The organism is Weissella kandleri (assembly GCF_045504165.1).
GTDB classification, from domain to species: domain Bacteria; phylum Bacillota; class Bacilli; order Lactobacillales; family Lactobacillaceae; genus Weissella; species Weissella kandleri_A.
This window is the reverse complement of sequence record NZ_JBJJNY010000002.1, coordinates 60,369-75,526: the sequence shown is the minus strand read 5'-3', so window position 1 is coordinate 75,526 and position 15,158 is coordinate 60,369. Positions and strand designations below refer to the sequence as shown.

Annotated in this window: 14 protein-coding genes; all 14 read right to left on the bottom strand. The window is 41.4% G+C overall.

The window, feature by feature from the left end; translation table 11 throughout:
• Positions 1-21: 21 nt before the first annotated feature.
• The 14 genes from ftsZ to ACJQWY_RS01550 all read right to left on the bottom strand — a co-directional run bounded on the left by ftsZ (position 22) and on the right by ACJQWY_RS01550 (position 15,153).
• Positions 22-1,263 carry a cell division protein FtsZ gene (gene ftsZ / locus ACJQWY_RS01615; RefSeq protein WP_407076014.1) on the bottom strand — a complete coding sequence of 414 codons (1,242 nt, stop codon included), beginning with the start codon at positions 1,261-1,263 and terminating at the stop codon, positions 22-24.
• A gap of 31 nt (positions 1,264-1,294) precedes the next feature.
• Positions 1,295-2,656, bottom strand: a complete 1,362-nt coding sequence (ftsA, locus tag ACJQWY_RS01610; RefSeq protein WP_407076013.1) for a cell division protein FtsA — start codon at positions 2,654-2,656, stop codon at positions 1,295-1,297.
• A 176-nt stretch (positions 2,657-2,832) separates the two neighbouring features.
• Positions 2,833-3,663 (bottom strand): cell division protein FtsQ/DivIB, encoded by an 831-nt coding sequence (locus tag ACJQWY_RS01605; RefSeq protein ID WP_407076012.1) that lies wholly within the window; start codon positions 3,661-3,663, stop codon positions 2,833-2,835.
• 30 nt (positions 3,664-3,693) lie between these two features.
• On the bottom strand, positions 3,694-4,797 hold the full coding sequence (gene murG / locus ACJQWY_RS01600; RefSeq protein ID WP_407076011.1) for an undecaprenyldiphospho-muramoylpentapeptide beta-N-acetylglucosaminyltransferase: 1,104 nt from the start codon (positions 4,795-4,797) through the stop codon (positions 3,694-3,696).
• Positions 4,798-4,799: 2 nt separating this feature from the next.
• Positions 4,800-6,140, bottom strand: a complete 1,341-nt coding sequence (gene murD, locus ACJQWY_RS01595; protein WP_407076010.1) for a UDP-N-acetylmuramoyl-L-alanine--D-glutamate ligase — start codon at positions 6,138-6,140, stop codon at positions 4,800-4,802.
• A gap of 38 nt (positions 6,141-6,178) precedes the next feature.
• A complete protein-coding gene (gene mraY / locus ACJQWY_RS01590) occupies positions 6,179-7,168 on the bottom strand; it encodes a phospho-N-acetylmuramoyl-pentapeptide-transferase (protein WP_407076009.1) in 990 nt (329 codons plus the stop codon).
• A 54-nt stretch (positions 7,169-7,222) separates the two neighbouring features.
• The gene (locus tag ACJQWY_RS01585; RefSeq protein WP_407076008.1) at positions 7,223-9,352 is read right to left on the bottom strand and encodes a penicillin-binding transpeptidase domain-containing protein; all 2,130 of its coding nucleotides are present in this window, start codon (positions 9,350-9,352) and stop codon (positions 7,223-7,225) included.
• A gap of 19 nt (positions 9,353-9,371) precedes the next feature.
• Positions 9,372-9,737: a cell division protein FtsL gene (gene ftsL / locus ACJQWY_RS01580; protein WP_407076007.1), complete on the bottom strand. Its 366-nt coding sequence runs from the start codon at positions 9,735-9,737 to the stop codon at positions 9,372-9,374.
• Between the two features lie 33 nt (positions 9,738-9,770).
• Positions 9,771-10,715, bottom strand: a complete 945-nt coding sequence (gene rsmH, locus ACJQWY_RS01575; protein ID WP_407076006.1) for a 16S rRNA (cytosine(1402)-N(4))-methyltransferase RsmH — start codon at positions 10,713-10,715, stop codon at positions 9,771-9,773.
• A gap of 13 nt (positions 10,716-10,728) precedes the next feature.
• Positions 10,729-11,169, bottom strand: coding sequence for a division/cell wall cluster transcriptional repressor MraZ (gene mraZ, locus ACJQWY_RS01570; protein WP_407076005.1), 441 nt, complete (start codon positions 11,167-11,169; stop codon positions 10,729-10,731).
• Between the two features lie 282 nt (positions 11,170-11,451).
• Positions 11,452-11,835 carry a hypothetical protein gene (locus tag ACJQWY_RS01565; protein ID WP_407076004.1) on the bottom strand — a complete coding sequence of 128 codons (384 nt, stop codon included), beginning with the start codon at positions 11,833-11,835 and terminating at the stop codon, positions 11,452-11,454.
• Between the two features lie 13 nt (positions 11,836-11,848).
• The gene (locus tag ACJQWY_RS01560) at positions 11,849-12,601 is read right to left on the bottom strand and encodes an RsmE family RNA methyltransferase (RefSeq protein ID WP_407076003.1); all 753 of its coding nucleotides are present in this window, start codon (positions 12,599-12,601) and stop codon (positions 11,849-11,851) included.
• Between the two features lies 1 nt (position 12,602).
• On the bottom strand, positions 12,603-13,559 hold the full coding sequence (gene prmA / locus ACJQWY_RS01555; RefSeq protein ID WP_407076002.1) for a 50S ribosomal protein L11 methyltransferase: 957 nt from the start codon (positions 13,557-13,559) through the stop codon (positions 12,603-12,605).
• 121 nt (positions 13,560-13,680) lie between these two features.
• Positions 13,681-15,153 carry an amino acid permease gene (locus ACJQWY_RS01550; protein ID WP_407076001.1) on the bottom strand — a complete coding sequence of 491 codons (1,473 nt, stop codon included), beginning with the start codon at positions 15,151-15,153 and terminating at the stop codon, positions 13,681-13,683.
• Between the last annotated feature and the right edge of the window lie 5 nt (positions 15,154-15,158).

Genomic DNA, 15,158 nt, shown 5'->3' with positions numbered 1-15,158 from the left:
AATCCCATTTCCTATTCTCCGTTAGTTGTTGCTACGGTTTTTCCATGAAAAGAATGGTGGCCGTTCAACTTCGTCCTCATCCACTTGCACGTTATCATTTGAAAAATTATCAAATGATTCTGTTTCATCTGAAACTGATTCAGTGGCTTGTCCGTTCCGACTATCCCGTTCTTCTGGTGTACTTTGAGTCTGATCAAAAGCATTCCAGCCAGCGAATGGATCATTCGTTTTAACTTGTGATTGAACACGGGCGGTCGTTTCACCCTTAGCCCCATTAGCTTTCAAATTCAATTCAGACTTAGCAGTCGCTTGACGATCAATTCCAGTTGCCACAACGGTAACCACAATATCTTCACCCAAAGACTCATCCAAGGTGGTTCCAAAGATGACGTTTACATCATCACCAGCAGCTTCCTTAATTGCATCAGCAGCTTCTTGTGCGGCAAACAATGGCATACTATAACTTCCCTTTACTGAAAGCAAGACATCTGTTGCGCCATCAATCTTTGATTCTAACAAAGGTGATTTAATAGCCGCCTTTGTTGCTTCAGTAGCAGCTCCCTCGCCACTCGCTGAAGCAATTCCCATTACCGCAGTTCCCTTATTAGCCATGACCGTTTTAACGTCCGCAAAGTCGACGTTAATCAAACCAGGATTAGTAATTAGCTGTGAAATTCCACTCACACCATTAACCAGAACCGAATCCGCCATCTTAAAGGCATCAACCATCGTTGTATTCCGATCAAGAACTTGTAATAAATTATTATTTGATACAACAATCAAAGAATCAACGTTCTTTTTTAGATTGGCTAACCCTTCAGCAGCTGCCGTTCCACGCTTAGGTCCTTCAAAACTAAATGGACGTGTTACCACTCCCACCGTTAAGGCACCAGCTTCTTTGGCGATTCGTGCAATAATCGGCGCGGCACCCGTTCCAGTTCCACCACCCATTCCGGCTGTCACAAAGACCATATCAGCACCTTCAAGAGCTTCTGAAATTTCAGCTTCTGACTCGGTGGCTGCTTCAGCCCCAACTTCCGGCAAAGCCCCGGCACCAAGTCCCTTCGTGGCCTTGGCTCCGATTTGAATTTTCACTTCGGCCGGTGAACTAGCCAAAGCTTGTGCGTCAGTATTGGCAACAATAAATTGAACACCTGTGACGCCACTTTCGACCATCTGGGCGATCGCGTTACCACCACCACCACCAACACCAATCACCTTAATTGCTGCACCAATTGGTTGATTTTCCATTTGCATTTCCATGGGGTTAAACCTCTTCTATACTTTCATTAATTTAGTTAAATAGTTCATCGCTAAACCAGTTGCGAATACGTTGCCACCAACTCTGCTGAGACCGCGGACCAGTTTCAACTGGTTGATCATAGTCATAATCTCTGTCAGGAACTGATTGCGTTGTTTGTGGTTTAACTTGCCTAGCATTGTTTTGTGAACCCTCAATGAATTGCTGATCGATTGGTTGCTGATTAATCGTCAAAGGCAACCCATATAGCGATTGCTTAATTAATAAGGCCACATTACTTTGTTTCGCGGCATAGTGAACTAATGACCAAGCTCCAACATATGCTGGATTTTGTAATCCAATTTCACGGGGCATAAATAGTTTAACATTAATTCCATAAGCCATCTGTAAGACATCTTGCATATTGCGCAATGATGCCCCACCACCGGTCACAATCATGCCTCCCGGTAAGCTAAACGCTCCAGCGGCATCTAAACGCTCACCAATTTTATTCACAATTTGTTGTACGCGAGCACCAATGATTTCGCTTAATTCTTCTTCTGAAATCCGTTGATCGTCCTTCCCAACAGGCTGAATCGTCAACATATTTTTCGCATTGGCAAATTGCGGAGCCACCACCCCTGAATCCAACTTCAACGTTTCAGCATCTTTTTCACTAATGCCTAAGACGGTACTAATATCTTTTGAAATATTGGTCCCACCCGCTGAATAGGTTGTGATTTGCCGTATTTGATGTTGATGTACGATTGTCGCAGTTGTTTGTCCGGCACCTAAATCTAACAAAATCGCTCCAAACTCTTGCTCGCCATCTGACACAATCGTTTGGCTCATAGCCAAAGGTGCCAAAACCATATCATGCAAGTGTAAGCCTGCTCGTTCAATCGCCGCTTGTAAATTCGAAATTAACAAACGCGGACCTATATAGGCAGTAGCATCAAAGCCAAGGTGATTTCCAACCATATCATTAGGATCTAAAACACCTTGTAAATCATCAACACTAAATTCAGAATCGGTAATATCCAAAATTGCTTGATCATGTTCCAGAGGTATCTTCGTTGCAGCACGGACTACTGTATTAACATCATGATATGAAATATGTTGCGAATCTTTTACCGCAACACTTCCGTGCAAGTGTCGCATTTTAATCGCAGTAGCCGGAATGCTAGCAATCACTTCATGAAATTTTTGATTCGTCTGTTCTTCGACTTGGGTCAATGCCGTGCGAATATCCTGAGCCACTGCATCAATATCAACTACTATTCCCCGCTTGACACCATGCGAAACAGAACGTCCCACAGCAATCACATTGACTTGCTGGTTTCGAACATCGGCAACTAAGATTTTAACAGTATTAGTTCCGATATCTAATCCAACAACCATACCGTGATTAGCCATTTCAGCTCCTCCTTAATGTTCAATCATCCTATAATAAATAAGATTAATTTTATACTTAAAATAATACCATAAAAGCAAGGCAAATTACCATTTAAATTACATAAACGAGTTGATATTCTTACTTTTTTGGCATCTTGTCACATTTGTTACCCAAAAGCGCATTTCAACTAAATTCATTAATATGGCTTAAAAAATGAACCAACTTGGAAATCAAATGTCCCATTTTGATGCGTTTGTACAACCATCCCCGGATAATACTTTAGTTTTTTATCAATCTGATTAGCATTAACTAACACTTTATTTCCATCATTCATAATGAGAATCACTCGCTGATTATTTTCAGCAACTGGTGACCAAATTACCTCTGAAACACTACTACGCAATGCTTGTGATAAATGTCCAAACTGTTTGGCAACCAACAATAAATCATTCTGATGTTTAAAGCCATTATAAGTTGGTAAGTTGCGAATCGTATTGGCATCCTTTTCAACCGGCATCGTCTGTCCATCGGCTAATAGATACTTCTCTTGTTGCTTTTGCTGGATAATTCCCACCTTGACATTTTCTTCAATTTTGATTTGAGCAATTGTTGGGGTTAAAAACTTAATATGCATGGCTTGAATCGCCGGATCTTTTTGCGCTTCCTGTATAAAATATTGCTGTTCACTAAATAATTGCCAAGCAAACATATGCTCATTTTTAACATTGGCGGCTCTTAATACATCTTTTTTCGTTAAATCACGATTCCCAACGACTGTCACCTTTTTTACCGTAGCGACCGGTGAAATCAGCAAAGCTAAAAAGCCACTCAATAAAACAAATATGACTAACATATGTACACTATTACGTTCAACGTTGGTTAATTGTTTACGACGCTTACGCTTTTGCGCCGGCGTATCAACAATTGCATCAGCATCGGGCGTAATGGTTTGAAAAGAGTTCAAATGTCGTCCTAAATACTGTTTCACCCATTTTTGGATACTGGCGAATTTTGATAATTGAGGCATCTTAAACTCCTTTCAATAAAAATTTAACCGCTACTTCGCTGCTAAGGTGGTTTGAATTAAAGTAATAAATTGATTAGCGGCATCTGGAATTCCCAAAGCTTGTGAACTTTGAGCCATTGCCTGACGCTTAGTGGGATTTAACATAATTTCATCTAAAGCATCAGCCAAATGATTGCCATCTAGCTCCGCTTCCCGCAAAAGGGTTGCTGCCCCAGCATCCGCCATACTTTGCGCATTTTTAGTTTGGTGATCATTTGTCACATATGGACTAGGAATTAAAATCATTGGCTTTCCCAAAGCGGTTTGTTCCGCCAAGCTAGTCGCTCCGGCGCGTCCAACAACCACGTCAACCAATGGCATCAATTCTTGCATGTTGGAAATATATGGCACAATTTTAACCTGATGTCCAACAGTAATTTTTTGCTGAGTTAATTCATCTTGTAACGCAGCATACCGATTTTTACCAGTCGCAAAAATCACTTGATATTGTGCCTGATTTAAACGCGGTAACGCCTCTACGACCGCTTGATTAAGTTTAGGGGCGCCTTGCGATCCTCCAAAAATCAAAGCAGTTGGTTTATCATTTACCAATTCGAATGCTTCCAAAGTAAAATCATTTTGTCCATTAGCGGAAGCCACTTGTTGCGCACGCGGATTTCCAACGACGGTAGCATTTTTAAAGGCTGATAATGCTGCCGGGAACGCCACACCCACCTTAGTTACGTGTCGGCTTAAAAACTTATTAGTAATTCCAACTACCGAATTTTGTTCATGAATAACCGTGGGAATTTTAAGTAATTGGGCCGCATAAAGTACCGGCCCAGAAACATAACCCCCGGTCCCCACAACGACATCCGGTTGAAAATCGCGCAACATCCGCTTAGCTTTTTGCACCGCTTCTAAAAATAAATATACAGTTTTGAAATTTTCCAATGACAGTTTGCGGACAAATCCTTGAATTTTCACTGCCTTAAACGCAACTCCAGCCCCAGAAACGATTTCTTTTTCTAAACCGCGCTCGCCACCAATATACAAAACTTCTAATGTAGAATCTTGCTGTTGCCAAGTCTCAATTGTCGCCAAGGCGGGGTAAATGTGACCACCTGTCCCTCCACCTGAAAAAACCACTTTCATGTTTACTCTCCTTTTTGTGCCTGAATCGCTGCCATAAAGCGATCACCACGCTCTTCAAACGTATGATACTGGTCCCACGAAGCAGCCGCTGGTGATAGCAAAATCACATCGTCCGGCTGACTTAACGCTAAAGCAACTGGAACAGCCGTTGCTACATCTTGAGTAACTTGCCCGGGAATACCTAACGCTTGGGCCACCTTAGCTAATTTAGGCCCCGTTTGACCAAAAGTAATTAAAGCCTTCACGTGCGCTTTAAAGTCAGGTGCTAATCGAGATAAATCATCACCACGATCTAGGCCTCCTGCTAATAAGACCACATTTTGCCCAAAGCCAGACAAAGCCTTTTGTGTTGCTTCAATATCAGTCGCTTTAGAGTCATTATAAATTTTGCGCCCAGCTAATTGAGTCACATACTGAAGCCGATGTTCAACACCTGTGAAGTGGCTAAGTTTTTGAGCAATCAATGGCGCTGGTACCTCATTTAACCGGGCCACGGCAATCGCTGCTAAAGCATTTTCTATATTATGCTCACCCGGAACCGCAAGCTCTGAAGCCGGCATAATTGCTTCTTGTCGGAAATATAGCCATCCATCTTGCATGTAAGCCCCCGTCTGAATCCGATTTAACCGTGAATAAGGTACCACTCGAGCTTGCGTCGTTTGCGCTAGCTCCACCCATTCATCATTATCCCAGTTAACAATAAAATAATCATCAGCCGTCTGTTGGCGCGTAATTTTCATTTTAGTTTCAACATATTCTGCTCGATCGCGATGCCAATTCAAATGCGATGAAAAAATATTGGTTAACACCGCAAAATGCGGATTGACAACAGGCATATCAAATAATTGAAAACTCGATAACTCCGTAATTAAAGTATCATGTGCAGTTAGGTTCGGTACCACTTCGCTCACTGGCACCCCAATATTACCAGCTACAACTACTTTAGTATGGTCAGATGACCCAGCGCGCAATAATGCCGCAATCATTTCCGTCGTAGTCGTCTTACCATTAGACCCCGTAACCGCAATCCAATTACCTTGAATATATTTTTGCGCCTCAGCCACTTCTACTTCAATGGGGATATTCAATTTTTTAGCTGTTTGTAAAATTGGAATTGAATGCGGTATCCCTGGATTTTTAATAATTAAATCAACTTGACTCAGCAACGCAGCATCCTGTTCAGTCGTAAACTGCACACCTTTTGCTTCCAACTGCTTCACCAATGGATTCGTCCAATCTAAATTATTATCAGAAACCGTTACTTGGGCCCCTTGCCCTAACATCATTTTCGCTGCTGCTGCGCCCGAACGTGCGAAACCGATAACTAATACTCGCTTTGTCATCAAATCATCTCTCCCAATTGAATCAATTGTTTATCTGTTTATAACCAAATTAATAAATAAAGTAATGCTACTAGCAACCCAACCGTCCAAAAGAGTCCATCGACTTGCCACTCATTCCATGGATATTTGGGATCCATGCGCCAACCACCTTTTTCAAAAGCATGATGAATCGGGGTCATCAAAAAGACTCGCTTACCGCGCCAGTGATAGCTACCAACTTGAATCATAACTGATAATGCTTCTAAAGCAAAAACTAATCCAATCACAACCAATGACCACTCAATCCCAAGGGCGAGTGAATTCATAGCTAATCCAGCCCCTAAAGCTAATGAACCCGTGTCACCCATAAAGATTTTAGCGGGATTTTGGTTCCAAAAGTAAAAGCCAAACAAGGCTCCGACCACTAAGGCATCTAAGGCCGCCACATCATAATTACCGTGTTGCAATGCAATGATTAAATATGCACTATAAGCGATGATTGTCAACCCGGTCGCCAAGCCGTCTAATCCATCAGAAAGATTCACGGCGTTTGACCAACCAACTAACCAAATAACCGTAAAGATACCAAAGACAAAGATATTTTCTAAATTAAAGAAGCCAAAATGCAACGTGTATTCAAAATCACCCATGAATAATAATGAAAAAGCAATGAATGCCGCAATGATTTGAACAATCAATTTAGGCCAAAACCGAAAACCTTCATCACGATGTTCAAAAATTTTCACACTATCGTCAAATCCTCCGACAAACGCATATAGTAAAATTGCGACAAGAATAGCCCAGCTCGTTGGGTTCATACCACCAAAGAAGAATTGCTTTACCAAAAAGGCGACAGTCACCACCGCAATAAATCCAGCGCCCCCCATCGTGGGCGTCCCAGCTTTAGCTTGATGGTCTGGGCCCTTGCCATTACTGCGCATCACTAATTGCTGTACCTTGATTTTCAAAAACCACTTCCGTAAGAGGCCCGTGACTACTAGTGAAACCACAAATGCCACAACTAACTCAGGCAACCATTTATCAAACATTCTTTCTCTCCCTTATCTCCTCAATCTTTTCATTAAACACAATTATCACTCAGATTATGGAATCTCGTATTTAACAGTAATTTCATGAATTCCATCAGACAATGCCGTATCCGGTAAGACTGACTGTTCCGTCAAATACCCTTCACCACTGGCATGAATTTTAATATCAACCATTTTACTCCAAGCTAAGACATCACGCTTTGACCAACCATGCATATCTGGCACTTTAATATTGCCACCAGTTTGCAAAAAGACGCGTTCGTTCGCCAAATTACTTTGTCCCCCTTCTGGATATTGACGTTTAACTAGCTTTCCGTCACCAATCGTTTCAACTTTAAGATGGTTCGCTTCAATTTCTACCTTGGCCTTATTCACAGCCTCATTTGTCACGGTCGGCATTTTAATTTGTTGTCGATCACTGACTACCACTTTTTCGTCATCACTATTTAATTGCAAAGCTTGTTGCATTGTTGAAATGAAGACATCTGACATATCTTTAGCTAAATTATCAGTATGCGTCTGCGGCTCTTTCACCAAAATGTACATCATATACCGAGGTTTGTCGGAAGGCGCCATACCCATCCACGAATGAATTTCGTTCCGATTATCACCGGGTTGTGAATATCCACTCGAAGTTGCGATTTGGGCTGTTCCGGACTTTCCAGTCGTCCGCACATCTGGAATTGCATACATTGATCCAATTCCCTTAGGATTATAAATCACGTTCTCTAATTCTTGTCGCGTGGCAGCCGCTGTTGAAGCTTTAATGGGCTTACCAACTTTTTCGCGTTTAGCATTATAGATGACTTTTTTCGTATTCGGGTCCACGATTTTAGAAATCACATGGGGCTTCAATTCATCACCATTTCCAGCAATCGCCGAATAGGCTTGCAGCATTTGAATGGGTGTCACCTGAATTCCTTGTCCAAAAGCCGTACTGGCTTGTTCAATCGGATAGCGGAAATTCATCGATCCCGCAGCTTCTGACTTGAATCCGACATCAGTAGGTCGTAAGAATTTAAACCGGTCGATATACTTACCCCAAGTTTTAGACCCCATCTTTTGTTCCGTCAAAACCATAGCCACGTTGGAAGATTCAGCGATTCCATCTGAAAACGGAATCCGCCCCCAGCCTTTTCCATTATTCCAATCCTTAACCAATTTATCACCGATTTGAATCTGCCCAGAATTATAAGTAGCATTACCATCCCAGTTATTCGTGTCAATCGCCGACGCTAGGGTGATTCCCTTCATAACAGATCCTGGTTCATACGGTTCCTGTGTTAAAATATTCGACCAAAAATCCCCAAAGCCTTCATTAGTTGTTGCATTATATGTGGGCCGTTGAGTCTCCGCTACAATATTACCATTCGTTGTGTCCACAATGGCCGCAAAAGATTGCTTTGGGTTTAAATCACTTTGCAACACATTCATCTTATCTTCCAAAGTTGACTGAAGCTTAATATTTAACGTGGTATAAATATCATTACCGTTCTTGGCTTCCACCGCTTTTTCGTTAGTATTCGTTGAATTATTACGAATACTTAACGCACTAAGACCGGCGCGCTCTTGCAATTGCTTATCCCAAGAACCTTCAATTCCAGAAATCCCTTTGATGTTATCAGATCCCTTCGCACTGACGGCTCCAATCAAATCTGAAGCAAATTGGCCATTTGGATAAAGTCGGGCCGGATGGGCTTCATAAATAATCCCGGGAATCTTAGCTGCCTTCATCTTTTTATATTTATCTTGGCTAATATTAGCTCCTTTAGCCCCAAATTGCACTTGAAAATAATTCTGCTTTTGTCCATTACGAATTACTTTTTGGTAATTTTTCGCTTCGCCACCCAAAGCTTGTGCTAATTTTTCGCTCACCTCTGAGACTTGATCAGTTTTAACATATGAAGGCTGATCTTTTTGCAAAACTGCAATCACAGTATAAACTGACGCGTTCTCCGCTAAAATATTTCCTACTGAGTCATAAATTTGGCCTCGTTTTACGGAAGCCTGGCCTTGGTTTTTATATAGATTCTGTGCCCGCTTTTCAAGATTGACTTGATCCACCGTTTTAGTTACCGAAATACTAAAAAAACGGTAGCTAATATACAGAACAATAACCGTCAAAACACACAAAATAATAATAATTGCGCTATGAGACCGTTTTAAGTTCCTCTTATTTAACATCCGTTTGGTTTCCCTTAATTTATTTGACATTCTTAATGTTTTGATTATTTAGCGTCATCCCCGATTTTTCCGCAATTTTATTCAAACGACCTTGACTAGTTAAATTACTAACCTGTTCTTTAACATCGTTATTTTTATTGCGCAGATGATCTAATTCTGTCGCTTTTTGTTGTGAAATTTCGTTATACATCGTTGCTCGATTAGATAGCCAGACACTACCTACTCCAAAAGCCATCATCACAACAATTGCCACAATTATGTGCCCTACTTCACGGCGCCAAGAAACTGGTGACAAATGAACAATTTGTCGCGGTAAAGGTCGCTCTTTAGGTTGTGTCGGATTACTTTGAACCGGGCGTGCCTGCCGCTGTACATTTTGTACCATTCATCTAGTTCCTTTCTGTTTTTATTCAAGCTTTCATTTTATCCGTTCAATTACTCTTAATTTAGCGGAATGCGCCCGATGATTAGCTGCTAATTCTTCATCGCTTGCATAAATTGGCTTACGCGTCACTAATTTAAAATTAGGCAACATTTCATCAGGAATCACTGGTAATCCAACCGGCATATCAGGTAAACTCGTCTTCTCTTTAAACATCGTTTTGACCAACCGATCTTCTAAACTATGGAAAGTAATGACCGCGATACGCCCATGAACATTCAATAGATCTAAAGCTTGTTGCAGCGATTCTTCCACCGCTCCTAATTCGTCATTCACTGCAATTCGAATAGCCTGGAATGATTTCTTAGCTGGATGACCACCCGTTCGTCGAGCCTTCATCGGAATTGCCGACTTAATAATATCAACCAATTCAAACGTAGTTTCAATCGGTGCTTCTGACCGCTGCCGTTCAATCGCTCGCGCAATTGACTTAGCAAACTTTTCTTCCCCATAGCGGGACAAAATACGCACCAAATCATTAAATGACCATTCATTCACCACCATCTTAGCGGTTAAAGTTTGACTTTGATCCATTCGCATATCCAAAATTGCATCATAATTATAAGAAAAACCGCGTTGGCCATCATCGAATTGTGGAGAAGAAACCCCCAAATCATAAACAATCCCGTCAATACCGGACACGTTCCGTGCGGCTAAAGCCAGCGTTAAATGTCTAAAATTATCTGGAATTAATTCAATTTTATCCTCCGCAATTTCTTCTTTTAGATGTTCTTGATTATAAGTAATGGCGGTTTGATCTTGGTCAAAAGACCATAATTTACCGTGCTCTAAACGACTAGCCAATAGTTTCGAATGACCACCGCCACCTAACGTTGCATCAACATAAGTGCCATCCGGCTGTACTGCTAAATTATCAATTGCTTCTTGTAATAATACGGTGACATGTTTAAATTCTGTCATTATTTCTCCACCTTTAAACTTCAAAGCCTAAGTCAGCTAAATCAGCTGAAATATCATCAAAGTTTTCTGTTACTTCAGTATTGTATGCCGCAAACTTAGCCGCATCCCAAATTTCAAATTCTTGCTCACCGTATCCAATAATCACGACGTCTTTATCCAAACCAGCATGTTCTTTGAGCGCTACTGGCACGACAACCCGTCCTTGCTTATCAAACTCAGCTACCGTAGCCCCAGCCAAAATCGCCCGTTTATATTGACGCACTTTGGGATTATTTGAGGGCAACTCGTTTAGCTTAGCTTCAAATTGTTCCCAACCTGCTTCCGTATAGGCATGTAACGAATTTTCATGCCCTTTTGTTATGACAAAACTGTCACCTAATTGGTTTCGAAATTTAGCAGGAATAATTAAGCGGTTCTTAGTATCTAATGTATGTTGATAAGATCCCATGAACATAAAAGATTCCCCCTTTCGTCAACCTGATCAGCATGGTATATGAACAATTTACTATGTATAATTTACCACTTTATCCCACTTAATACCACTAACCCCCACCATTTTGTCCCACATCCCCATTTTTGGGCACAAAAAAAGCGCGTAATGACGCGCTTAATTTTTTATTCCGCAAAAGTTAAAAAAAGTTTAAGAATTACATTTTTCTTTAAAAATTAATCAATTTAGTATAAAAGTGTCTTTTGTTACCATCTGACTTTTAAATCTTACTAACTAAAAATCAGTTTAAACGCCTTTGATTCCTCCATCAATCGGAATTTGTTTTTCGATATCGACGTCATCTTCTTGTCCAGCTGTATATGCAAAAATGCTCAAAACAAAATATAAAACTGCAAAAGCATAACCATAAATGGCTGGGACATAACCTAACAAAATCGAAATTAGAAAAATTAAGGGCCAAATAATTAATAGATACCAAAATGACCCATTTTTTCGTAAAAAGCTTCCAGCATAGACGCTAAAAATACTGTTTAACGCAAAAAGGGAAATAATCACACTATATGGTTGAGCCGATGATCCACCTTGCTTAAACACCCAAGGGATTAAAAGGCCAAAGATTAACATCATGCCCCAAAATTTCCAATTAAGGACTTTTCTTAATTCACGCATCATGATCTCCTTTTTAATTCATTAATAACTCTGTCGCATAACTCACCGCACTCAATAAATATAACGGGGCCGTTTCAGCTCGTAAAATACGTGGGCCTAAGCCCGCGGCCGTAAAGTCATTTTCTTGCAACCATGCTAACTCTTCACCCGACAACCCGCCTTCAGGCCCAATCACCGCCGTTAGACGACCTGAATGCATCGCTGCTTCTATCATTTTTACAAATTGCCGCTTTTCGCCTTGTTTTGCTGACTCTTCCCAAGCAACCATCCGCACAGATTGTTCATCAACTGGCACTTGTTTTAAACTAGCATAGTATTCTACCGTTGGTACGCTTAATCGATGACTTTGTTCAGCCGCTCCCTCGGCAATTTTCTGCAACCTTACTAATTTACGCTCTGCTTTACTCCCCCAATGGACGACTGACCATTGCGTTTCTGTAAAGATTATCCTTTGAACGCCTAATTCTGTCGCTTTTTGGACCACTAATTCAGGTTTGTCACCCTTAGCTAAGCCTAAAATTAAAGTCACCGCTACCGGCAGCTCTAATTGAGCAACTTCCGAAGTTAAAGGCTTTTTAATTTTAACCATCGTATCTGTCGCTGCCACTTCAACAACTTCAGCTAAGTATAAATTTTGTTGATTATCAACCAACTCTAATTTGGTGCCCACCTGCCCTCTTAATACCGTCATTAAATGGTGTCGATTTTTTTCGTCTAGTGGAAACGGCTCATTTTGGGCCGTTTGATTTAAAAAATAACGTTGCATATTAACGCTCCGCTTCTGGTTTTAATCGGCAAACAAGTCCATACCAATCTCCACGATGCAAAGTTTCTTCAACCTGATACTTAGCTTGTTGCAAAGCGTCTACAATCGCGTCAATTTTGTCATAGTAAATTCCTGATAACAAGAAATAACCTGTAGGGCTTAAGTAATGTTCAACATCGGGGATAAGCGGTAACAACACTTCCGTCAACATATTGGCGACTACAATATCAAATTGCTGGGCGGGAACATCCTGCAATAAATCGCTCGCAAAAACTTGTACATCCTGTGCGACAGGATTCAAATCTAAATTCATTTGGGCAGACTTAACGGCGACTTCGTCAATGTCAGTGGCTACTACAGCCTTAACGCCCATTAATTTAGCGGCAATGCTCAAAACGCCTGAACCCGTCCCCACGTCTAGTAACCTTTCATTGCCTCGCACAACAATTTCTAATGCTTGCAACATTAATTGCGTTGTGGGGTGCGTCCCAGTTCCAAATGCCAGTCCAGGGTCTAGAACAATCTGCTGTTCTAAAGGATTTTCTGGTTGATAATGTTCCCATTTAGGGACAACTGTCAATTGACGTGTGACCCGCACTGGATGATAATATTTTTGCCATTCAGTCGCCCAGTCTTCATCTCTAACCAATTGCACCGTCACCGTGCCCGGACGCGAATCTAAACCAAATGTCGTTAAATTTTGCACCCGATTTTGAATATCCAACGCCAATTCATGGACAGGGACACTTTGTTCAAAATAACCGATAATTCTCGCTCCGGATGTTCGGTGGTCCACCGTTGACCAATCAATCATCACCGTCGCATCATTAGGTTGAAAATTTTCGACATCGGCGGCATCTTCAATCTGAATACCTTCCGCCCCGGCTTCCATTAAAATATTACCGACCGCTTCTACCGCTTCGGTTCGACTTTCAACCGCAATCGTATGCCAACTCATTCAAACAACCACCTTTATTATTAATTATGTCTAAGAATACCATATTCTTTTAGGCCGTCGCAATCATCTTAATTCATTTGATAACAAAAAAGCCGCCGAGGCAGCTGAAAATTTTAATTTACTATTTTTTCGTCAATGCGCCTAAATCAATTTCTTCTAACGACCGCAAATGTGAATGGTGTCGCCATTTATAGCCAAAATACAAGATTAGGAATAACGGGATTGCCATATAAGTGGTAATAATCCCTTCCCAATTCCATTGCGAAATTGATCCTCGGAAAGCCGCTAAATCTTGCCCCAACACCACTACAATGCTCAAAACCAAAGCTAACAGCGGACCAATTGGAAACCACTTAGCATGATATTTCAAATCTTGTGTTGAATAACCTTGCTTAACCAGTGCGCGACGGAAACGATAGTGAGACAAGGCAATGCCCATCCAAGCAATGAAGCCCGACAAGCCGGAAGCTGCCACCAAATAATAATAAACATGTGGGCCTAAAATGGCTGTCAAAAATGTTAGTAATCCCACAAAAACAGTGGCTAGTACCGCTGGAACCGGAACCCCCGTTCGATTATTAACTTTCCCAAAAATTTTAGGTGCTAAACCGGATTCACCCATCGACCATAGCATCCGTGAAGAGGCATAGACTCCTGAATTTGCAGAAGAAATGACTGCGGTCAAAATCACAGCATTCATCAAGGAAGCCGCAGCTGCAAACCCTGCGCGCTTAAAGACCAAAGTAAATGGTGATACGGTAACATTATTTTCTGATGCATTTAATAGGTTTGGATCTTTATAATAGATAATTGCCCCAATAATAAAGATTGAGCAGATATAAAAGAGGAGAATCCGCCAAAAAACTTGCCGAATAGCTTTAGGGATTGATTCACTTGGATTTTCAGACTCACCTGCTGTAATCCCAATTAATTCTGTCCCTTGAAAAGAAAAGCCCGCAACCATGAAGACAGCTAAAATTCCATTAATGCCACCGACAAAGCCACGCTGCCCTCCCGCGCTCAAATTACGTGCCACATCTGGTTGATACGTAAAAGTGCCAAAAATCATCAAAACCCCAATTGCTAAGAAGGCCAACACAGCTATCACTTTCACCATAGACATCCAAAATTCGGTTTCTCCATACGTCCTAGCCGACGTTAAATTAATCGCGGTAATTAAGGTCAACACTAATGCCGACCAAATCCACGTTGGGATGTTGGGATACCAAAAACTCATGACCACCCCAACCGTTGAGGCTTCGACGGCCACCGTAATTGCCCAGTTAAACCAATAATTCCAACCCATCGCAAAGCCAAAGGCGGGTTCAACATAATCATTAGTGTAGACAGAAAACGAGCCCGATACCGGATTATTAGTGGCCATTTCGCCTAAAGAGGTCATTAAGAAAAAAACCATCATCCCCATTACAGCATAAGCCACTAAAGCCCCCATTGGTCCTGCCTGTGAGATTGTCGCACCAGACGTCACAAATAATCCAGTTCCCAACGTTCCACCTAACGAAATCATGGCTAAATGCCGCGTTTTCATCGTTCTCTTTAACTTTCCCCCGCCATGATCAGCATTTTGTCCCATTTGAT